We start from the raw sequence: 19,731 nt of genomic DNA, 5'->3' as shown, positions 1-19,731 counted from the left end.
TTATTTCCCCATCCGTTCGCGACTCAGCCGCGCCAGCCATTCAGACACCAGCAGCGAAGCCAGGGCCAGGACGATTGAAATGATGCACAGTCGCGCCGCCGCGCCTTCTCCGCCGGGTGTTTGAATCAGGGTGTACATGGCTGACGGAATCGTTCGCGTCTCGCCGGGAATGTTCGATACAAACGTGATGGTCGCGCCGAACTCGCCCAGCGAACGGGCAAACGCCAGTACCGTGCCAACTATAATCCCCGGCAGCGTAAGCGGGAGCGTGATGGTGAAAAAGACGCGCCAGCGCCCGGCACCCAGCGTGCGGGCCGCCTGTTCGAGCTTCATGTCCACCCCTTCCAGCGCGAGGCGGATCGCCCTCACCATCAACGGAAATGACATCACCGCCACGGCCAGTACCGCACCGCGCCAGCTAAAGGCGAACGTCAGCCCAAACCAGTCGTAGAGCTTCTCGCCGATAAAACCGCGTCGCCCCATCGAAATCAGCAACAGATAGCCGACCACCACGGGGGGTAAAACGAGCGGGAGATGAAGTACGCTGTCGAGCAGCGCTTTGCCGGGAAACCGGCAGCGCACCAGTAACCAGGCAAAGAAGATCCCAAAGGGCAAACTCAGCGCAACCGCCAGGGAAGAGACTTTAAGGCTCAGCAGAACAGCCTGCCATTCAGGATCGGTCAATATCATCAGTGAGTCGTAAATCCATAACGTTTAAAGATTGCGGACGCTTCTGGCCCCTTCAGGTAATCGCGAAAGGCCGTCACGGTCGCGTTTTTATGTCCATCAACAATCGCGACAGGATATTCCACTTTCTTGTGGGAGTCTTCCGGGAACGTTGCAACCACTTTCACACCCTTGCTGGCAACGGCATCAGAGCCATATACAATCCCCAGCGGGGCTTCGTTGCGTTCCACCAGCGCCAGCGCACCGCGTACATCTTCCGCCGGCGCCAGTTTCGGCGACAATGTCTCCCACGCGCCCAGTTTTTGCAGCGCTTCTTTGGCGTAGATCCCCGCCGGAACATGCTCCGGATCGCCCACCGCCAGACGGCCACCGTTAAGCAGGCTCATCCAGTTGGTCTCTTTGTTAATGGTAATATCCGCCTGCGCGCTGGCTTTTGGTGCCACCACAACCAGGCTATTCCCCAGCAGCGTTTCGCGGGTTGCCGGATCAATTGATTTCTTCTCCGCCGCGTAATCCATCCATTTCTGATCGGCTGAAATGAACAGATCCGCCGGTGCCCCCGCTTCTATCTGGCGCGCAAGCGTAGATGAAGAGGCGAAAGAGGAGACAACATCGACGTTTTTCTCTTTTTTATACGCCGCCGCAATATCCTGCAGCGCGTTGGTCAGCGACGCCGCCGCAAAAACCGTAATTTTTCCGTCGTCCGCCAGCGCCTGCCCGGCAAGTGAAAGCGTCAGCGTTGCCCCAGCGAAAAGACGTCCCCATGAACGTGCCATTTGTAGCTCCTGTATATAGCGTTATATAGACGATAATATAACGATATCTTCATAGAGATCCCAGCGCTATATCGTACCGCTCAAGGGGTAAGCTGGACTGATTCTTAATACTATCGGAGAAAATGAGAAAAGCTTGAGAGCAAAACGCCCGGGCTAGCCGGGCGTTTTGAAGGGAATCAATGCTGCTTTTTAGCCTGGTCTTTGTGACCAATGTTCGAAAAGAGGTTGAACACTTCACCCAGGCCGTAGATGGCACCGAGGATGATGGCCATCACTACTGGCACCATGATCACGGCGAATACCAGACTTTTCAACAACTCTAACATGGTTTTCTCCAGATATTGTGAAGGGCTTATTCTACCCTGAAAAGTAAGAAAAACATCCCCTTTTGTGCGGTAGCCTTTGCGCCCCGCACCATTTGGGTCACAATATCCTTTTTGCCAGGACACTGTTATGCAGGCCGAAATTCTTCTTACTCTCCGACTACAGCAAAAGCTTTTTGCCGACCCCAGACGTATAGCCCTGCTTAAACAAATAGAACAAACGGGCTCGATTAGCCAGGGGGCAAAGAATGCCGGGATCAGCTATAAAAGCGCCTGGGATGCCATCAATGAAATGAACACCCTGAGCGAACACCCGCTGGTCGACAGAGCCACGGGCGGTAAGGGCGGTGGCGGCGCCAGGGTGACGCGCTACGGCCAGCGCCTGATTCAGCTTTACGATCTTCTGGGCCAGATCCAGCAAAAAGCGTTTGATGTTCTGAGTGATGACGATAGCGTTCCACTGGACAGTTTGCTGGCCGCCATTTCCCGCTTCTCGTTACAAACCAGCGCCCGCAACCAGTGGTTTGGTACGGTGACGGCGCGCGATAATCTTCAGATACAACAGCATGTTGAGATCCTGCTTGCCGATGGAACAACGCGTCTGAAAGCCGCAATCACCGCGCAGAGTGCAGAGCGCCTTGGCCTGGATGAAGGTAAAGAGGTGCTGGTGTTACTGAAAGCGCCATGGGTCAATATCACGCGTAACCCCGACACGGCACAGGCAGCGGATAACCAGCTATCGGGCGCAATCAGCCATATTGAACGCGGCAAGGCGCAATGCGAAGTGCTTATGACGCTGGCGGACGGACAATCACTCTGCGCGACGGTACCTTGCAGCGAGGCGGACGGCTTAGAAGAAGGAGCTGTCGTCACCGCATATTTCAACGCAGACCGGGTGATTATCGCCACATTGTGCTGAGCGCATTGACAACCGCGCTGACAGTGAGTATCCCTGACATCTGTTGCTGCAAAAAATGGGATAAATCATGGCATTATTGCATATTTCGCAAGGTACGTTTTGTCTTAGCGATACCCGGACGCTGGCGATTGCTGATTTGACAATACGCGCGGGTGAAAGCTGGGCGTTTGTTGGCACTAACGGCAGCGGTAAATCCGCGCTGGCCCGTGCGCTGGCGGGGGAGCTCACCCTCCTCAAAGGGGAATACCAGAGCGACGTTACGCGCCTGACGCGCCTCTCTTTTGAACAACTGCAAAAGCTGGTGAGCGACGAATGGCAGCGCAACAATACCGATTTACTCAGTCCTGGAGAAGAAGATACCGGCCGTACAACGGCGGAAATTATCCAGGATGAGGTGAAAGATCCTGCCCGCTGTCAGCGCCTGGCTGAACAGTTCGGCATTACCGCCCTGCTCAACCGACGCTTCAAATATCTTTCTACCGGCGAAACGCGGAAAACCCTGCTTTGCCAGGCGCTGATGAGCGAGCCTGAGCTGCTGATCCTCGACGAACCGTTCGACGGCCTTGACGTCCAGTCCCGGGCGCAGCTGGCGCATCTGCTGGGCTCGCTTAATCAGCAGGGATATACCCTTGTGCTGGTACTTAACCGCTTTGATGAGATTCCGGATTTTGTCCAGCATGCCGGTGTGCTGGCCGACTGCCATCTGACCGAGACGGGCGAAAAGTCGGCGCTGCTTAAGCAGGCGCTGATCGCCCAGCTCGCGCACAGTGAACAGCTCGACGGCATCACCCTTCCGGAACCCGATGCCCCGTCAGCCCGCCACGCGCTCGATCCTCACCAGCCACGCATCGTGCTGCGTGATGGTATCGTCTCTTATGACGACCGCCCGATCCTTAACCATCTTAGCTGGACGGTGAATCCGGGCGAGCACTGGCAGATTGTCGGCCCGAATGGCGCGGGAAAATCCACGCTGCTGAGCCTCATCACCGGCGACCATCCGCAGGGCTATAGCAACGATCTCACGTTGTTTGGCCGTCGTCGCGGCAGCGGTGAAACCATCTGGGATATTAAAAAACATATCGGCTACGTCAGCAGCAGCCTACATCTGGATTACCGGGTCAGTACCACGGTACGTAACGTGATCCTCTCCGGGTATTTTGACTCCATCGGAATTTATCAGGCGGTGTCGGACAAGCAGCACAAGCTGGCCCAGCAGTGGCTGGATATTCTGGGGATGGATAGCCGGGTGGCTGACGCGCCGTTTCACAGTTTGTCATGGGGCAGCAGCGCCTGGCATTGATCGTTCGCGCGCTGGTAAAACACCCGACACTGTTAATTCTGGATGAGCCCCTGCAGGGTCTGGATCCGCTAAACCGCCAGCTGATTCGTCGCTTTGTGGATATTCTCATTGCCGAGGGTGAAACCCAACTGCTGTTTGTTTCACACCATGCCGAGGATGCCCCTTCCTGTATCACCCATCGTCTTGAGTTCATTCCGGACGGCGAGCGCTATCGCTACCTTCTCAGCCACATCGACTAACCGTGGAGGGCCCCGCCCTCCTCTTTTCAGATAACTTGCATCATTACAACACTATCTCTTTGATCTAGAATGGTCTGAGTGATTGGAAAAGCGAGTTTGAAAACGAGTGTAAACGATTCCACTATTTTATCCCATGTCACACTTTTAGCGTCTCTGTTATGCTATGGTTATTACATACCATAAGCCTAATGGAGCGAATCATGCGAGTTCTGGTAACAGGTGGTAGCGGTTACATAGGAAGTCATACCTGTGTGCAACTGCTGCAAAATGGTCACGATGTGATCATCCTCGACAACCTGTGCAATAGTAAGCGCAGCGTGCTGCCGGTGATTGAACGTCTTGGCGGGAAACAACCCACTTTCGTGGAAGGCGACATCCGCAACGAAGCGCTGATGACCGAAATCCTTCACGACCACGCCATTGAAGCGGTGATCCACTTCGCCGGTCTGAAAGCCGTCGGTGAATCCGTTGCGAAGCCGCTTGAGTATTACGACAACAACGTCAACGGTACCCTGCGTCTCATCTCCGCCATGCGTGCGGCGAACGTTAAAAACTTTATCTTCAGCTCCTCCGCCACCGTCTATGGCGATCAGCCAAAAATCCCCTACGTTGAAAGTTTCCCGACAGGCACGCCACAAAGCCCGTACGGCAAAAGCAAGCTGATGGTGGAACAGATCCTGACCGATCTGCAAAAAGCGCAGCCGGAATGGAGCATCGCCTTGCTGCGCTACTTCAACCCGGTCGGCGCCCATCCGTCTGGCGATATGGGTGAAGATCCGCAGGGCATCCCGAACAACCTGATGCCGTATATCGCCCAGGTGGCGGTAGGCCGTCGTGAGTCGCTGGCGATTTTTGGTAACGACTACCCAACCCAGGACGGCACCGGCGTGCGCGACTATATCCACGTGATGGATCTGGCCGACGGTCACGTTGCGGCCATGCAACAGCTGGCAGATAAACCGGGCGTGCATATTTACAACCTCGGCGCCGGGGTCGGCAGCAGCGTGCTGGACGTGGTTAACGCCTTCAGCAAAGCCTGCGGTAAGCCAGTGAACTACCACTTCGCACCGCGTCGTGATGGTGACCTGCCCGCTTACTGGGCGGATGCCACCAAAGCCGACAAAGAGCTTAACTGGCGTGTGACCCGCACGCTTGATGAAATGGCACAGGATACCTGGCACTGGCAGTCACGCCACCCGCAAGGCTATCCGGACTAAGGATCCTTCATGACTTCGTTTAATCCCGTCGATCATCCGCATCGTCGTTTTAACCCGTTAAGCGGACAATGGATTTTGGTGTCTCCGCATCGCGCCAAGCGCCCCTGGCAGGGGGCGCAAGAGACGCCTGCGAAACAAACGCTACCGCAGCATGACCCGGATTGCTTCCTGTGTCCGGGCAACACGCGCGTCACCGGAGATAAAAACCCGGACTACAAAGGCACCTTCGTCTTCACCAACGATTTTGCTGCGCTAATGACCGACACGCCGGACGCGCCCGCGAGCCATGACCCGCTGATGCGCTGTGAAAGCGCGCGGGGTACCAGCCGCGTGATCTGCTTCTCGCCCGATCACAGCAAAACGCTGCCGGAGCTGAGCGTTGAGGCACTGAAAGAGGTGATCGGCACCTGGCAGGCGCAAACCGCTGAGCTGGGGCAGACTTACCCGTGGGTGCAGGTATTTGAAAACAAAGGTGCGGCGATGGGCTGCTCCAACCCGCATCCGCACGGCCAGATCTGGGCGAACAGCTTCCTGCCTAACGAAGCCGAACGCGAAGACCGCCTGCAAAAAGCCTATTTCGAGGAAAACGGCTCACCCATGCTGGTTGATTACACCCAGCGTGAGCTGGCCGATGGCAGCCGTACCGTGGTGGAAACCGAACACTGGCTCGCCGTCGTACCTTACTGGGCCGCCTGGCCGTTTGAAACGCTGCTGTTGCCGAAAGCGCACATACAGCGTATGACCGATCTCAGCGACGCACAGCGCGACGACCTTGCGCTGGCGCTGAAGAAACTGACCAGCCGTTACGACAACCTGTTCCAGTGCTCTTTCCCGTATTCCATGGGCTGGCACGGCGCACCGTTTAACGGTGAAGAGAACCAACACTGGCAGCTGCATGCCCATTTCTATCCGCCACTGCTTCGCTCTGCGACGGTACGTAAGTTCATGGTGGGCTATGAAATGCTGGCGGAAACCCAGCGTGACCTGACGGCGGAACAGGCAGCCGAACGTCTGCGTGCCGTGAGTGACGTCCACTATCGCGAATCAGGAGTCTAAAAAATGAGTCTGAAAGATAAAACACAATCCCTGTTTGCTGAGAAATTTGGCTACCCTGCCACCCATGTTATTCAGGCGCCTGGCCGCGTCAATCTGATCGGTGAACATACTGACTACAACGACGGTTTTGTGCTGCCGTGTGCCATTGATTACCAGACGGTTATTAGTTGCGCAAAGCGCGACGACCGTAACGTCCGCGTAATAGCGGCGGATTACGGTAACGAAACCGACGAGTTTTCCCTTGATGCCCCCATTGTGACGCACGACAGCCAGCAGTGGTCTAACTATGTGCGCGGCGTGGTGAAGCATCTGCAGAAGCGTAACAAGAACTTTGGCGGTGCGGATTTAGTGATCAGCGGCAACGTGCCACAGGGCGCGGGCTTAAGCTCCTCTGCCTCTCTGGAAGTCGCCGTGGGGACCGTGTTCCAGCAGCTTTATCATCTGCCGCTGGACGGGGCGCAAATCGCCCTTAACGGTCAGGAAGCAGAAAACCAGTTCGTGGGCTGTAACTGCGGCATTATGGACCAGCTGATCTCCGCGCTGGGCAAAAAAGAGCACGCGCTGCTGATCGACTGCCGCTCGCTTGGCACCAAAGCCGTTCCGCTGCCCAAAGGCGCGGCTGTTGTGATTATCAACAGTAATTTTAAGCGCACGCTGGTGGGCAGCGAGTACAACACCCGCCGCGAGCAGTGTGAAACCGGTGCACGCTTCTTCCAGCAGCCCGCCCTGCGCGACGTGACGCTTGATGAATTCAATAAGGTTGCGCATGAGCTGGATCCGGTTGTCGCCAGACGCGTTCGTCACGTGCTGACGGAGAACGCCCGTACCGTTGAAGCCGCGTCCGCGCTGGCGAAAGGCGACCTGAAACGCATGGGAGAACTGATGGCTGAATCGCATGCCTCCATGCGCGATGACTTTGAAATCACCGTCCCGCAAATTGATACCCTGGTTGAGATCGTCAAAGCGACCATCGGCGATAAAGGCGGTGTGCGCATGACCGGCGGTGGCTTCGGGGGCTGCATCGTTGCGCTGGTGCCGGAAGAGCTGGTCCCTGCTGTACAGGATGCCGTGACGAAGCAGTACGAAGCAAAAACAGGTATTAAAGAAACCTTCTATGTATGTAAAGCATCACAAGGAGCCGGACAGTGCTAAACGAAACACCTACCCTCGCACCGGATGGTCTGCCGTATCGCCTGTTAACCCTGCGCAACCGCGCAGGGATGGTGGTTACGCTGATGGACTGGGGTGCAACCCTGCTCTCCGCCCGCGTACCGATGCCGGACGGCAGCGTGCGTGAAACGATGCTCGGCTGTGCATCGCCTGAGCAGTATGTTAACCAATCGGCTTTTCTGGGAGCGTCCGTCGGCCGCTATGCCAACCGCATCGCTAAAAGCCGTTTCGAACTCGACGGCGTGGCGTACCCTCTCCTTCCAAGTCAGGGTGAGAACCAGCTTCACGGCGGACCGGAAGGGTTTGATAAACGCCGCTGGAAAATTGTCCGTCAAAATGACAGCGAAGTGCTGTTCTCGCTGGATTCACCTGATGGCGATCAGGGCTTCCCGGGCAACCTTATCGCCTCAGCACGCTTCACGCTAACCGACGACAACCGAATCGCCATCGAATACCGTGCCACGGTCGACAAGCCGTGTCCGGTTAACCTGACTAACCATGCCTACTTTAATCTGGACGGCAACCAGTGCGACGTGCGCAACCACAAGCTGCAAATCCTTGCGGACGCGTACCTGCCGGTTGACGAAATGGGCATACCGTATAAGGGCCTGAAGCAGGTGAACGACACCAGCTTCGACTTCCGCAATGCGAAAGCTATCGCACAGGATTTCCTGAGTGATGACGATCAGCGCAAGGTGAAAGGCTACGACCACGCTTTCCTGTTGCAGGCCAAAGGCGATCTCAGCCAGCCCGCCGCGCAGGTCTGGTCTGCTGATGAGAAGCTGCAGATGACCGTTTATACCACCGCCCCTGCCCTGCAGTTCTACTCAGGTAACTATCTTGGCGGCACAACGGCACGCGAACACAATGAATACAGCGACTGGCAGGGTCTGGCACTGGAGAGCGAGTTCCTGCCTGACAGCCCGAATCATCCGGAATGGCCGCAGCCAGATTGCGTTCTGCGCCCGGGTGAAGAGTACGTGAGCGTCACCGAGTATCATTTCATTCCGCGCGCTTAACGACAGGCCCTCACATAGAGGGCTTTTTTCTGCTCCCCTTGCTGAAAATAGCGCCGATCGCAGACAAAATCATAACCCTGGATTCACAAGCATCTTACACTCGGAGACTATTTTCGCTATGGTTAGGGTTAAGCGTTGCTGCTGGCCTGGCCACAGCAATATAATGAGAATTGTTATCATTCTAAAAATGCTTGAGGAGTAAGAGATGGCTATTACTAAGCTGGTCCTGGTGCGTCACGGCGAAAGCCAGTGGAACAACGAAAACCGCTTTACCGGTTGGTACGACGTTGATCTGTCTGAGAAAGGCGTAAGCGAAGCAAAAGCAGCAGGTAAACTGCTGAAGGAAGAAGGCTTCAGCTTTGATTTTGCTTACACCTCTGTGCTGAAACGCGCCATCCACACGCTGTGGAACGTGCTCGACGAACTGGATCAGGCCTGGCTGCCGGTTGAGAAATCCTGGAAACTGAACGAGCGTCACTACGGTGCGCTGCAGGGTCTCAACAAAGCCGAAACCGCTGAGAAATACGGTGACGAGCAGGTTAAACAGTGGCGTCGCGGCTTCGCGGTAACCCCACCAGAGCTGACCAAAGATGACGAGCGCTACCCGGGCCACGACCCGCGTTACGCGAAACTGACTGACGCTGAGCTGCCAACCACCGAAAGCCTGGCGCTGACCATCGACCGCGTTGTGCCTTACTGGAACGAAACCATTCTGCCACGCCTGAAAAGCGGTGAGCGCGTGATCATCGCCGCTCACGGTAACTCCCTGCGTGCGCTGGTGAAATACCTGGACAACATGGGTGAAGACGAAATTCTTGAACTGAACATCCCAACTGGCGTACCGCTGGTGTATGAGTTCGACGAAAACTTCAAACCAATCAAACACTACTATCTGGGTAACGCGGATGAAATCGCAGCGAAAGCCGCGGCTGTCGCGAACCAGGGTAAAGCGAAGTAATTTTCGCCAGACATAAAAAAAGCGCGGAACCTTCCGCGCTTTTTTATTTCTGCCTCAGGACTTAACCGCGACGTGCTTTCACCGCGTTCGCCAGCTGACGCAGGAGGGTGTCGGTATCGTCCCAGCCGATGCAGGCATCCGTGACGCTCTTGCCGTACACCAGCGGCTCGCTGCCTTCCAGGTTCTGGTTACCTTCGACCAGATGGCTTTCAATCATCACGCCAATCACCGCCTTCTCACCGCCGGCAATCTGCTGACAGACATCAGCCCCGACGTCCATCTGCTTTTTAAACTGCTTGCTGGAGTTGGCATGGCTGAAATCGATCATCACCTGCGGTGGCAGCCCGGCTTTTTCCAGCCCGACCTTCACGTCGGCCACATGTTTTGCACTGTAGTTTGGCTCTTTGCCGCCACGCAGAATAATATGGCAATCCCCGTTACCGCTGGTGTTCACGATGGCGGAATGACCCCATTTGGTCACGGACAGGAAGCAGTGCGGTGCACCCGCTGCGTTAATGGCGTCGATAGCCACCTTAATGGTGCCGTCAGTGCCGTTTTTAAAACCAACCGGACAAGAGAGACCGGATGCCAGTTCGCGGTGAACCTGAGATTCCGTGGTACGGGCACCAATTGCGCCCCAGCTCATCAAATCAGCCAGGTATTGTGGCGTGATCATATCCAGGAACTCACCGGCAGCAGGCAGGCCACTGTCGTTGATCTCCAGCAGCAGCTTGCGCGCAATACGCAGACCGTCGTTGATCTGGAAGCTGTTATCCATGTGCGGATCGTTAATGAGCCCTTTCCAGCCAACGGTCGTACGCGGTTTTTCAAAATAGACGCGCATGACGATTTCCAGCTCATCCTTCAGCTCTTCGCGCAGCTGAAGCAGCCTTGCCGCATACTCTTTTGCCGCAGCAGGATCGTGGATAGAGCATGGACCAATCACCACCAGAAGACGATCGTCATTACCTTTCAGGATCTTATGGATCGCTTTGCGAGCATGAGAAACCGTGTTTGCGGCATTTTCAGTGGCGGGGAATTTCTCAAGGAGCGCTACAGGAGGTAATAACTCATTGATCTCTTTAATGCGTAAATCGTCGTTCTGATAATTCATTTTCTTTCCAGCTCTGCCATATCTTTAGTAATGAAAGCAATCCTTTCAATCTATCTTGTCGACCAGGAAGTGTAAACACGGTTTTACACTTCACGCAGATAATTCCTGGAATTCGCCTAAAAATCGCCACAAAATAGCGAAAAATGAGATCTAACCTAAGCTTTTTAACTGTAACAACCAATTTTATACGCCTAAACGCGATTCCCTACTGACGTAAGTCCGTAAGGCGGAATCTTTCGCCTCTAAAAAGATGCACTGTTGGAGAAAGTTATCCAGCGTAACGACAAGAACAGGAGCACCATGATGAAAATGACAAAACTGGCAACCCTCTTCCTGACCGCCACTCTCACCCTGGCAAGCGGCAGCGTCCTGGCTGCTGAAACGGGCACCTCAGACAGCAACGGTGATGCCAATGCGGCAGCAGAAGCAGGCCAGGTCGCCCCTGATGCGAAACAGAATATCGCCCCAAATAATGTCGATAACAGCCAGATCAATACCGGCAACACCAATACCGGGGGCACCATGCTGCATCCGAACGGCAGTGATTCCGGCACCATGAATCACGACAATATGAGTTCAAATGAAGTTCATAAGAACTCAATGTGTAAGGACGGCAAATGTCCCGACCCTAACGACAAAGTGGGTAACGATGCCAATACCAAAACCGATGGCACAACCCAGTAAGTCGTCAGTGCTTTAAATGCGAAAGGAGAGCCCAGGCTCTCCTTTCTTTTTGGAGTAACCTGTTAAAAACGCTACACTAAAAAATAACGAAACAGGAAAGCAGACATGGCGCACACCCACTCACACGCATCTTCTCCCGGAAATGACAACGTAAAACGACTCATGCTGGCCTTCGGCGTTACGGCCACGTTTATGGTTATCGAGGTCATTGGCGGTCTGGTCTCCGGCTCGCTGGCGTTGCTGGCTGATGCCGGGCACATGCTGACCGATGCCGCAGCGCTACTCTTCGCTCTGCTGGCAGTGCAATTTGCTCATCGTCCTCCGAACGCACGCCATACCTTCGGCTGGTTGAGGCTGACTACGCTTGCCGCGTTTGTTAACGCCATCGCGCTGGTGGTCATTACTATTCTTATCGTCTGGGAAGCCATCCAACGCTTCAGGCACCCGCAGCCAATAGCCGGAACGACAATGATGGTGATTGCCGTCGCGGGGCTGCTGGCGAATATTCTGGCATTCTGGATTTTGCATCGCGGCAGCGGAGAAAAGAACCTCAACGTGCGCGCTGCTGCCCTGCATGTGCTGGGGGATTTGCTCGGCTCAGTCGGGGCGATAGTCGCCGCGCTGGTGATCCTCTATACCGGCTGGACGCCAGTCGACCCAATTCTCTCCGTGCTGGTATCGTGTCTGGTTTTACGTAGCGCCTGGAGTCTGCTGAAGGAGAGCGTCAATGAACTGCTTGAAGGGGCACCCGCATCCATGGACATTGACGAGCTGAAGCGTAACCTGCGCCGTTCTGTCCCGGAAGTGCGCAATGTTCATCATGTGCATGTCTGGCAGGTAGGCGAAAAACCGGTGATGACGCTACACGTTCAGGTGATCCCACCTCACGATCATGATGCATTACTGGAACGCATTCATCACTTCCTGGAACATCATTACGAGATTGGCCACGCCACCGTCCAGATGGAGTATCAGGCCTGTAACGGGCCGGACTGTCACCTTAACGAGGCGCAGCCCGACCATTCACATCATCATCACCATTAGCGGGAAAGCGTGTGAGAGCCTCGCTCACGCGCGCTCTTAATCCACATACGGCTGCCATTCAGGGCAATGAAGGTCAGCAGCAGATATTCCAGCGACATCGCATAGACGCCCTGCAGCGCGAAAATGACCACGCTGATAACGTTGATGATGACCCACAGCAGCCAGTTCTCAACGTATTTACGGGTCATCAGGATCATCGCCGCAATTGACAGCACCATCATGCAGGAATCCCAGAACGGGAAAGCATCCGGCTGAAGTTCTGGCATCGTTACGCTCAGGCCGATACCGGACATAGCCGAAACGGCCACACGGGTCAGGAAGGCAAACACCGGGTTGATATAAACGGTCATGAAACCAATAGCAACCACGCAAGCGACAAACCAGGCAATGGCTTTCGGCAGGGGTAGCCAGCGGATCTGTAGCTCAGCCTCCTGCTGGCTGTTCTGCCGCGACCATGCGTACCAGCCGTAAATATTGGCGGCGAAGAAGAACAACTGCAAAAGCAGGCTGGCGTACAGCTGGATCTGGAAGAAGATAATCGCAAACAGCGTAACGTTAATCAGCCCGAACGCGTAATTGCTGATTTTCTCCAGGCTTGCCAGCCAGATGCAGAGTAAACCCGCCAGCGTGCCGACGGCCTCAATCCATGACAGGTCATAGCCACCTGCACCAATCGGTATATGAACCAGAATGTTCTGCGTGCTAAAAAAATCCATCTTTTCCCCGGAACGTTTTGAATTAAGTACGTAGTGTAGCCGCAAAATCCAGCATGCGGTTAAGCGGAATTAACGCACCTTCGCGCAGCGCAGCATCGACATGAATTTCATGCGCGGCGCCGCCCGTCTCCAGCCCTTCGGCAATCGCTTTCAGACCGTTCATCGCCATCCACGGGCAATGCGCGCAGCTGCGACACGTCGCGCCCTCGCCTGCCGTTGGGGCCTCAAGGAGCTCTTTCTCCGGCACGGCCTGCTGCATCTTATAAAAGATACCGCGATCGGTCGCCACGATGAGCTGCTTGTGCGGCAGCGTTCTGGCCGCGTTGATAAGCTGGCTGGTTGAACCCACGGCATCCGCCATGTCGACAATGGACTGGGGGATTCAGGGTGAACAAGAATGGCGGCGTCAGGATAAAGCGCCTTCATGCGTGCCAGCGCCTGGGTTTTGAATTCGTCGTGCACAATACAGGCCCCCTGCCAGCAGAGGACGTCAGCGCCTGTCTGCTTCTGAACATAATTGCCGAGATGTCGGTCAGATGCCCAGATAATTTTCTCACCCAGGCTGTCCAGATGCTCAATCAGCTCAACGGCGATGCTGGAGGTCACGACCCAGTCTGCCCGCGCTTTTACCGCCGCGGAGGTGTTGGCATAAACCACCACGGTACGGTCAGGATGGGCGTCGCAGAAGGCGGTGAACGCGTCAATCGGGCAGCCAAGATCGAGCGAACACTCGGCATTCAGCGTCGGCATCAAAATGGTTTTTTCCGGGCTGAGAATTTTCGCCGTTTCGCCCATAAAACGCACGCCAGCAACAAGCAGCGTGGAAGCAGGATGTTTTGCGCCAAAGCGCGCCATCTCCAGAGAGTCAGAGATGCAGCCCCCGGTCTCTTCCGCCAGTTGCTGGATTTCCGGGTCGGTGTAGTAATGCGCCACCATCACCGCGTCTCGCTCTTTCAGAAGACGTTTGATCTTCTCGCGGTAGAACTGTTTTTCGTCCTGGCTTAGCGGAACAGGTTTTGGCGGAAACGGATAGATGGCGGCTTCGGGATCAAACATCACACTCATTATGGCTTCTCGTTTTACGGGCTTAACAATATTGCCTTTCTTTTGCCTGACATAGCAAAACGCATGGCAATTGTGTTTTGTATACTAAACAAGATAGCGAATCTGGAGTGAAAAGTCACCGGGAATAGAGGTGTGGAGCATTTATAGAATTGCAGATAGCAAAAAGGCGCCTTTAGGGCGCCTTTCTACATTGGTGGGTCGTGCAGGATTCGAACCTGCGACCAATTGATTAAAAGTCAACTGCTCTACCAACTGAGCTAACGACCCCTTGCGGGATTTTTTCTTCGAAGTGGTGGGTCGTGCAGGATTCGAACCTGCGACCAATTGATTAAAAGTCAACTGCTCTACCAACTGAGCTAACGACCCATTCGGGTGCTGACTTCGAAGATTTTTACTCGGTACCACGTTTAAGTGGTGGGTCGTGCAGGATGACTCGGCTTCGCCTCGCCCTTCGGGCCGTTGCTAAAGCAACGTTATCCTTCACGTTTAATATCTGAGTAAGACATTAAAATTGGTGGGTCGTGCAGGATTCGAACCTGCGACCAATTGATTAAAAGTCAACTGCTCTACCAACTGAGCTAACGACCCGAGTGGTGGGTGATGACGGGCTCGAACCGCCGACCCCCTCCGTGTAAAGGAGATGCTCTACCAACTGAGCTAATCACCCACTCTGTACTACCGGAACTGCTTAAGTGGTGGGTCGTGCAGGATTCGAACCTGCGACCAATTGATTAAAAGTCAACTGCTCTACCAACTGAGCTAACGACCCACTTTTACGCTGTTTTCACGTTGTTTGATATCCCGTGGCAACGGCGGCATATATTACTGATTTAAGAATTCTGCGCAACAAAAATTTCGATGAAGATCACTTAACTGCTTACGAATCATGCTGCACGACCAGAAATAACGCGATTTCTGGTCATGCGATAATCATCCCATCGAATTCAGACGTTTTTGCGCCTGTTTGGCACCTTCGGTACCAGGGAATTTGGCGACCACCTGCTGATAAACCGCTTTGGCTTTCGCAGTGTCACCTTTGTCCTGCATGATCACGCCAACCTTATACATCGCATCTGGCGCTTTCGGCGATTTTGGGTAATTTTTCACCACGGAGGCAAAATAAAACGCCGCATCATCCTTTTTACCCTTGTTGTAATTCAACTGACCAAGCCAGTAATTGGCATTTGGCTGGTAGGTTGAATCAGGGTATTTCTTAACAAAGTTCTGAAACGCAGCAATCGCGTCGTCCTGACGAGATTGATCCTGCACGAGGGCAATGGCCGCATTGTAATCCGTATTCGCGTCACCGCTCTGTACAGGCGCGCCTGTGGAAGCGGAAGCATCCGCAGACGGCGCGGGCGCGGATGTCGCCGCTCCGCTCTGATCGCCTGCTGCGGGTTGTGCTGCTGCACCACCACCGCTGCTCAGGCTATCTATCTGCAACAAGATTTGCTTCTGACGTTCCACAACCTGGTTAAGCTGATACTGACTTTCCTGAATCTGACCGCGGAGTGAGTCAATATCGTTTTGGTTATCGGAAAGTTGTTGCTGGAGTTGGGTTAAAAGCTGACTGTGAGCGTTAGAAATACGCTCGAGTTGAGTGACCCGGTCTTCTACCGAGCCTGAGCCGACACTACTGATTGGTGCCTGAGCAAAAGCGGCCCAGGGGGCCGCTATTCCAACCAGTAACGACAGACTCAACAGATGATGTCTGAAGTTACTGCTCATGCCATTCTCTTAGTAAACCAGTACGGCACGACGGTTTTTGGAGTAAGCCGCTTCGTCGTGACCCAGTACTGCAGGTTTTTCTTTACCGTAAGAAACGATGGAGATCTGATCAGCAGAAACGCCTTTACCCTGCAGGTACATTTTAACAGCGTTAGCACGACGTTCACCCAGGGAGATGTTGTACTCTGGGGTACCACGTTCGTCCGCGTGACCTTCTACGGTGACTTTGTAAGATGGGTTGCTACGCAGGAAGTTAGCGTGAGCATCCAGCATCGCAGCGAAGTCAGAACGGATGTCGTATTTATCCAGATCGAAGTAAACGATGTTGTTCTGCTGCAGCTGCTGCATCTGAAGACGCGCCTGCTCTTCAGAAGACATGTTGCCATTGCCGTTCGCGTCCATACCGGTACCGGCACCCATCATGCCTTCGCCGCTCTGGTCATTGCTTGCGTTCTTGTTAGAAGAACACGCTGCGATTGCCATTACAGGCAGAGCGATCATCAGCCCCTTCAGCACTTTGTTCAGTTGCATTTCTATGATTCCTTTAGTAATCAATTAATTATTATTTACAGATACGGCGACCAGGCAGGTGATTTTACCTGTCCATCAGTGGCCGGAATACGCGCTTTGAAACGCCCATCTGTAGAAACCAGATTCAGCACAGATCCCATCCCCTGAGAAGAGCTGTAGATTACCATAGTGCCGTTAGGTGCCAGACTTGGCGTTTCATCCAGGAACGTTGACGACAGAACTTGAACGCCACCCGCTACCAGATCTTGTTTGGCAATGTGCTGCTGCCCACCGTTGGAGCTGACCATTACCATGAATTTACCGTCGCTGCTCACGTCTGCGTTCTGGTTCTGCGAACCTTCCCAGGTAATACGCTGCGGAGCACCGCCGTTGATGTTTACTTTATAGATTTGTGGACGGCCAGCCTGGTCAGAGGTAAACGCCAGGTTTTGACTGTCCGGGAACCATGAAGGTTCGGTGTTGTTGCTGCGACCATCGGTCACCTGGCGGATCTGGCCAGAGCCAATATCCATCACATACAGGTTCAGGCTACCGGTTTTAGACAGCGCAAAGGCCAGTTTAGAGCCGTCCGGAGAGAAGGAAGGCGCACCGTTGTGACGTGGGAACGACGCTACCTGACGCACAGCACCGTTAGCCAGCGTCTGGATAACCAGCGCAGAACGACCGCTCTCGAAAGTCACGTATGCCAGTTTAGAACCGTCCGGAGACCAGGCTGGAGACATCAGCGGCTGGGAAGAACGTTTCACCAGGAACTGGTTGTAGCCGTCGTAGTCAGAGACGCGCAGCTCATACGGGAACTGACCGCCGTTGGTCTGCACCACATAAGCAATACGGGTACGGAACGCACCTTTAATGCCGGTCAGTTTTTCGAATACCGCATCGCTGGCCGCGTGAGCCGCGTAGCGCAGGTACTGTTTAGTGACCTTGTAAGAGTTCTGTGCCAGAACGGTACCCGGTGCACCGCCGGTATCTACCAGCTGCCAGGCCACGTTGTAAGAGCCGTCCGGGTTAGGGGTAACCTGACCCACAACGACCGCATCAATACCCAGCGCAGACCATGCAGCAGGCTGTACTTCCTGTGCGCTGCCCGGCTGCTGAGGCAGACGAGAACGATCTAACGGGTTGAATTTACCGCTGTTACGCAGGTCAGCCGCCACGATGCCACCGGCATCTTCAGGTGCAGCGCCAGGACCGGCCCACTGGAACGGAACAACACCGATTGGGCGTGCCGAGTCCACCCCCTGGGTGATCTCGATACGTACTTCTGCGTGCAGCACAGCTGCCCACAGCATTAAAAAACTAAATGCTACACGTAATGCCTGCTTCATCATATCTCCCTTATCCGGGTAACCTTACCCACGATAATTTAGCAGAATGTTAACAAACTCAAATAGACAAAACTACACGATCCTGGCTATGACAATAGTCGGTTTTCTATACTTCCCAAAGGAAAGACGATCACAGCTTAAAGTCTAGTTTGGCATCTTTTATCTTATCGTAAACAGCCTCACTCGGCGGTTTAGGAATGTTCGCCGATCTTGCTGCGGCTAACGCTGCCTGACAAAGCGCAGGATCGCCCCCTTCAGAAGTGACGCTTTTCAACCGTCCATCTGGGGCAAGATTGATATGCAGCACGCACTGTTTGCCCTGATACAGGCCCGCATCAAACAGACGGCTTTGGATCGCCACCTGAATCTGCTTCGCATAAGCGCTGATATCTGCACCCGTTGCCCCGCCGTTGGCGCCGGAGGTCCCGCTGTCTTTAGACGGCTGACCGTTCCCTTTCGCCCCGCCACCCGCTTTTGGTGCGTTCTTACCTGAACTCAGGTCGCCCAGCAAATCGTCGACGCCGGCAGCCGCAGCCGCTTTATCTGCAGCGGCCTTTTTGGCAGCGGCTTTTTCAGCCGCAGCTTTCTTTTCGGCAGCCGCTTTTTTATCTGCTGCAGCTTTCTCGGCAGCCGCTTTTTTATCAGCAGCAGCTTTTTCAGCCGCAGCCGCTTTTTCAGCCGCGGCCTTCTCGGCAGCAGCCGCTTTCTTCGCAGCGTCAGCCGCTGCTTTCTTCTCTGCTTCCTGAGCGGCTTTCTTCGCCGCTTCGGCTTCAGCTTTCTTCTGAGCGTCAGCAGCCGCTTTCTTCGCCGCTTCGGCTTCGGCTTTCTTCTGAGCATCAGCAGCGGCTTTCTTCGCGGCTTCGGCTTCAGCTTTTTTCTGGGCATCGGCAGCCGCTTTCTTCGCTGCTTCAGCCGCTAATTTTGCCTGGGCATCAGCCTTCGCTTTGGCATCCGCTGCGGCTTTAGCGGCCGCTTCTTCCGCCTGCTTTTGCTGCTCCTGCGCTTTTTTCGCGGCCTCTTCAGCTTGCTTTTGCTGTTCCGCCTGCTCTTTCGCCGCTTCCTGCGCCTGCAAACGTTCTTTCTCAAGCTGCTTCAGACGTTCCTGCTCCGCGGCCTGCTTTTCACGCAGCTCTTCCGCTTGCTGTTGCGCCTGTTTTTCACGCTGTTCTTCAGCCCGTTTTGCACTCGCCTTCTGCTGCTGTTGGCGATTATAGTTTTGCACTACCGCACCGGGATCCACCATAACGGCATCGATGGAAGACCCTCCACCGCCGCCTGATGCATCAATATGCTCATCGAACGAACTCCAGATCAGCGCTGCAAAAAGAATCACGTGCAGTACTGCGGAGACGATTATCGCTCGCTTAAGCTTGTCGTTCTGTTCGGTTGCCTTTGACACTATCGGTTCCCAAAAACTACGCGGATGATCAAATAGGTTGAGTCATTAAGCCAACTGACTTAACACCCGCACTATGTAGCAAGTTCAGCGCTTTAATAATTTCATCGTAGGGTACGTCTTTCGCGCCACCGATTAAGAAGACCGTTTTCGGATTTGACTCCAGGCGACGCTGCGCCTCAGCTATCACCTGCTCCGGTGGAAGCTGATCCATACGATCTTTTTCTACCACCACGCTGTACTGCCCTACGCCGGAAACTTCAATGATGACCGGAGGATCGTCATTGGTGCTCACCGCCTGTGATTCTGTCGCATCCGGCAGATCCACCTCCACGCTCTGGGTTATGATTGGCGCTGTTGCCATGAAGATCAGCAGCAGTACCAACAGGACGTCCAGCAGTGGAACGATATTGATTTCGGACTTGAGCTCGCGACGACCTCGTCCACGCGATCTGGCCATG

18 protein-coding genes, 5 tRNA genes and 2 pseudogenes are annotated in these 19,731 nt (G+C 54.5%); 9 read left to right on the top strand and 16 right to left on the bottom strand.

Annotation, left to right across the window (positions count from 1 at the left end; translation table 11 throughout):
• From modB to BFV64_RS06455, 3 genes are all read right to left on the bottom strand, one after another.
• Positions 1 to 690 carry a molybdate ABC transporter permease subunit gene (modB, locus tag BFV64_RS06465; RefSeq protein ID WP_023332437.1) on the bottom strand — a complete coding sequence of 230 codons (690 nt, stop codon included), beginning with the start codon at positions 688 to 690 and terminating at the stop codon, positions 1 to 3.
• Entirely contained in the window at positions 690 to 1,463 is a 774-nt protein-coding gene (modA, locus tag BFV64_RS06460) for a molybdate ABC transporter substrate-binding protein (protein WP_049010795.1), read from the bottom strand. The genes modB and modA overlap by 1 nt, the downstream gene beginning before the upstream one ends.
• A gap of 176 nt (positions 1,464 to 1,639) precedes the next feature.
• Positions 1,640 to 1,789, bottom strand: coding sequence for an AcrZ family multidrug efflux pump-associated protein (locus BFV64_RS06455; protein ID WP_014883059.1), 150 nt, complete (start codon positions 1,787 to 1,789; stop codon positions 1,640 to 1,642).
• A gap of 127 nt (positions 1,790 to 1,916) precedes the next feature.
• Between BFV64_RS06455 and modE the strand changes: the two genes are divergently transcribed.
• The 7 genes and pseudogenes from modE (at position 1,917) to gpmA (ending at position 9,664) form a co-directional block, all read left to right on the top strand.
• Positions 1,917 to 2,705, top strand: a complete 789-nt coding sequence (gene modE, locus BFV64_RS06450) for a molybdenum-dependent transcriptional regulator (protein WP_023332436.1) — start codon at positions 1,917 to 1,919, stop codon at positions 2,703 to 2,705.
• Between the two features lie 67 nt (positions 2,706 to 2,772).
• Positions 2,773 to 4,244, top strand: a pseudogene (modF, locus tag BFV64_RS06445) (molybdate ABC transporter ATP-binding protein ModF).
• A gap of 200 nt (positions 4,245 to 4,444) precedes the next feature.
• Positions 4,445 to 5,461, top strand: coding sequence for a UDP-glucose 4-epimerase GalE (galE, locus tag BFV64_RS06440; RefSeq protein ID WP_023332434.1), 1,017 nt, complete (start codon positions 4,445 to 4,447; stop codon positions 5,459 to 5,461).
• A 9-nt stretch (positions 5,462 to 5,470) separates the two neighbouring features.
• Positions 5,471 to 6,517, top strand: a complete 1,047-nt coding sequence (gene galT, locus BFV64_RS06435) for a galactose-1-phosphate uridylyltransferase (protein ID WP_023332433.1) — start codon at positions 5,471 to 5,473, stop codon at positions 6,515 to 6,517.
• Positions 6,518 to 6,520: 3 nt separating this feature from the next.
• Positions 6,521 to 7,669, top strand: coding sequence for a galactokinase (gene galK / locus BFV64_RS06430; RefSeq protein ID WP_014883054.1), 1,149 nt, complete (start codon positions 6,521 to 6,523; stop codon positions 7,667 to 7,669).
• Positions 7,663 to 8,706: a galactose-1-epimerase gene (gene galM / locus BFV64_RS06425; RefSeq protein ID WP_023332432.1), complete on the top strand. Its 1,044-nt coding sequence runs from the start codon at positions 7,663 to 7,665 to the stop codon at positions 8,704 to 8,706. The genes galK and galM overlap by 7 nt, the downstream gene beginning before the upstream one ends.
• Before the next feature lie 205 nt (positions 8,707 to 8,911).
• The gene (gpmA, locus tag BFV64_RS06420; protein ID WP_008501111.1) at positions 8,912 to 9,664 is read left to right on the top strand and encodes a 2,3-diphosphoglycerate-dependent phosphoglycerate mutase; all 753 of its coding nucleotides are present in this window, start codon (positions 8,912 to 8,914) and stop codon (positions 9,662 to 9,664) included.
• 61 nt (positions 9,665 to 9,725) lie between these two features.
• Here the strand turns inward: gpmA and aroG are convergent, their stop codons facing one another.
• The gene (gene aroG / locus BFV64_RS06415) at positions 9,726 to 10,778 is read right to left on the bottom strand and encodes a 3-deoxy-7-phosphoheptulonate synthase AroG (protein WP_014883052.1); all 1,053 of its coding nucleotides are present in this window, start codon (positions 10,776 to 10,778) and stop codon (positions 9,726 to 9,728) included.
• 303 nt (positions 10,779 to 11,081) lie between these two features.
• On the opposite strand from aroG, the gene BFV64_RS06410 reads away from it, so the two are divergent.
• Positions 11,082 to 11,462: a protein YbgS gene (locus tag BFV64_RS06410; RefSeq protein WP_058689823.1), complete on the top strand. Its 381-nt coding sequence runs from the start codon at positions 11,082 to 11,084 to the stop codon at positions 11,460 to 11,462.
• A 105-nt stretch (positions 11,463 to 11,567) separates the two neighbouring features.
• Positions 11,568 to 12,506: a CDF family zinc transporter ZitB gene (gene zitB, locus BFV64_RS06405; protein ID WP_045281113.1), complete on the top strand. Its 939-nt coding sequence runs from the start codon at positions 11,568 to 11,570 to the stop codon at positions 12,504 to 12,506.
• Here the strand turns inward: zitB and pnuC are convergent.
• The 12 genes and pseudogenes from pnuC to tolR all read right to left on the bottom strand — a co-directional run bounded on the left by pnuC (position 12,503) and on the right by tolR (position 19,730).
• Positions 12,503 to 13,222: a nicotinamide riboside transporter PnuC gene (gene pnuC / locus BFV64_RS06400; RefSeq protein WP_069601827.1), complete on the bottom strand. Its 720-nt coding sequence runs from the start codon at positions 13,220 to 13,222 to the stop codon at positions 12,503 to 12,505. The two genes, zitB and pnuC, sit on opposite strands and share 4 nt — an antisense overlap.
• A gap of 22 nt (positions 13,223 to 13,244) precedes the next feature.
• Positions 13,245 to 14,287: pseudogene (nadA, locus tag BFV64_RS06395) on the bottom strand (quinolinate synthase NadA).
• A gap of 191 nt (positions 14,288 to 14,478) precedes the next feature.
• Positions 14,479 to 14,554: transfer RNA gene (locus tag BFV64_RS06390), tRNA-Lys, on the bottom strand.
• 23 nt (positions 14,555 to 14,577) lie between these two features.
• Positions 14,578 to 14,653, bottom strand: a tRNA-Lys gene (locus BFV64_RS06385).
• A gap of 146 nt (positions 14,654 to 14,799) precedes the next feature.
• Positions 14,800 to 14,875 (bottom strand) — tRNA-Lys (locus tag BFV64_RS06375).
• A 3-nt stretch (positions 14,876 to 14,878) separates the two neighbouring features.
• Positions 14,879 to 14,954, bottom strand: a tRNA-Val gene (locus tag BFV64_RS06370).
• A 26-nt stretch (positions 14,955 to 14,980) separates the two neighbouring features.
• Positions 14,981 to 15,056 (bottom strand) — tRNA-Lys (locus tag BFV64_RS06365).
• A 161-nt stretch (positions 15,057 to 15,217) separates the two neighbouring features.
• Positions 15,218 to 16,015, bottom strand: coding sequence for a cell division protein CpoB (cpoB, locus tag BFV64_RS06360; RefSeq protein WP_023332428.1), 798 nt, complete (start codon positions 16,013 to 16,015; stop codon positions 15,218 to 15,220).
• Positions 16,016 to 16,024: 9 nt separating this feature from the next.
• Positions 16,025 to 16,546 (bottom strand): peptidoglycan-associated lipoprotein Pal, encoded by a 522-nt coding sequence (pal, locus tag BFV64_RS06355; RefSeq protein WP_003858578.1) that lies wholly within the window; start codon positions 16,544 to 16,546, stop codon positions 16,025 to 16,027.
• A 35-nt stretch (positions 16,547 to 16,581) separates the two neighbouring features.
• The gene (tolB, locus tag BFV64_RS06350) at positions 16,582 to 17,874 is read right to left on the bottom strand and encodes a Tol-Pal system beta propeller repeat protein TolB (RefSeq protein ID WP_013097529.1); all 1,293 of its coding nucleotides are present in this window, start codon (positions 17,872 to 17,874) and stop codon (positions 16,582 to 16,584) included.
• A gap of 130 nt (positions 17,875 to 18,004) precedes the next feature.
• A complete protein-coding gene (gene tolA, locus BFV64_RS06345) occupies positions 18,005 to 19,273 on the bottom strand; it encodes a cell envelope integrity protein TolA (protein WP_045281592.1) in 1,269 nt (422 codons plus the stop codon).
• Positions 19,274 to 19,301: 28 nt separating this feature from the next.
• Positions 19,302 to 19,730: a colicin uptake protein TolR gene (gene tolR, locus BFV64_RS06340; RefSeq protein ID WP_003858589.1), complete on the bottom strand. Its 429-nt coding sequence runs from the start codon at positions 19,728 to 19,730 to the stop codon at positions 19,302 to 19,304.
• Position 19,731 lies beyond the last annotated feature (1 nt).

The sequence above is a fragment of the Enterobacter kobei genome (assembly GCF_001729765.1).
Lineage (GTDB): Bacteria > Pseudomonadota > Gammaproteobacteria > Enterobacterales > Enterobacteriaceae > Enterobacter > Enterobacter kobei.
The sequence above is the reverse complement of the archived record's forward strand: the minus strand, read 5'-3'. Positions and strand labels throughout refer to the sequence as shown.

Excerpts from the sequence above, each read along its gene's own strand:
- modA (WP_049010795.1), bottom strand. The coding sequence starts at position 1,463 with ATGGCACGTTCATGGGGACGTCTTTTCGCTGGGGCAACGCTGACGCTT.
- pal (WP_003858578.1), bottom strand. The coding sequence starts at position 16,546 with ATGCAACTGAACAAAGTGCTGAAGGGGCTGATGATCGCTCTGCCTGTA.
- galT (WP_023332433.1), top strand. The coding sequence starts at position 5,471 with ATGACTTCGTTTAATCCCGTCGATCATCCGCATCGTCGTTTTAACCCG.
- zitB (WP_045281113.1), top strand. The coding sequence starts at position 11,568 with ATGGCGCACACCCACTCACACGCATCTTCTCCCGGAAATGACAACGTA.
- tolR (WP_003858589.1), bottom strand. The coding sequence starts at position 19,730 with ATGGCCAGATCGCGTGGACGAGGTCGTCGCGAGCTCAAGTCCGAAATC.
- cpoB (WP_023332428.1), bottom strand. The coding sequence starts at position 16,015 with ATGAGCAGTAACTTCAGACATCATCTGTTGAGTCTGTCGTTACTGGTT.
- aroG (WP_014883052.1), bottom strand. The coding sequence starts at position 10,778 with ATGAATTATCAGAACGACGATTTACGCATTAAAGAGATCAATGAGTTA.
- BFV64_RS06410 (WP_058689823.1), top strand. The coding sequence starts at position 11,082 with ATGAAAATGACAAAACTGGCAACCCTCTTCCTGACCGCCACTCTCACC.
- modB (WP_023332437.1), bottom strand. The coding sequence starts at position 690 with ATGATATTGACCGATCCTGAATGGCAGGCTGTTCTGCTGAGCCTTAAA.
- modE (WP_023332436.1), top strand. The coding sequence starts at position 1,917 with ATGCAGGCCGAAATTCTTCTTACTCTCCGACTACAGCAAAAGCTTTTT.
- galE (WP_023332434.1), top strand. The coding sequence starts at position 4,445 with ATGCGAGTTCTGGTAACAGGTGGTAGCGGTTACATAGGAAGTCATACC.
- galK (WP_014883054.1), top strand. The coding sequence starts at position 6,521 with ATGAGTCTGAAAGATAAAACACAATCCCTGTTTGCTGAGAAATTTGGC.
- gpmA (WP_008501111.1), top strand. The coding sequence starts at position 8,912 with ATGGCTATTACTAAGCTGGTCCTGGTGCGTCACGGCGAAAGCCAGTGG.
- pnuC (WP_069601827.1), bottom strand. The coding sequence starts at position 13,222 with ATGGATTTTTTTAGCACGCAGAACATTCTGGTTCATATACCGATTGGT.
- BFV64_RS06455 (WP_014883059.1), bottom strand. The coding sequence starts at position 1,789 with ATGTTAGAGTTGTTGAAAAGTCTGGTATTCGCCGTGATCATGGTGCCA.
- tolB (WP_013097529.1), bottom strand. The coding sequence starts at position 17,874 with ATGAAGCAGGCATTACGTGTAGCATTTAGTTTTTTAATGCTGTGGGCA.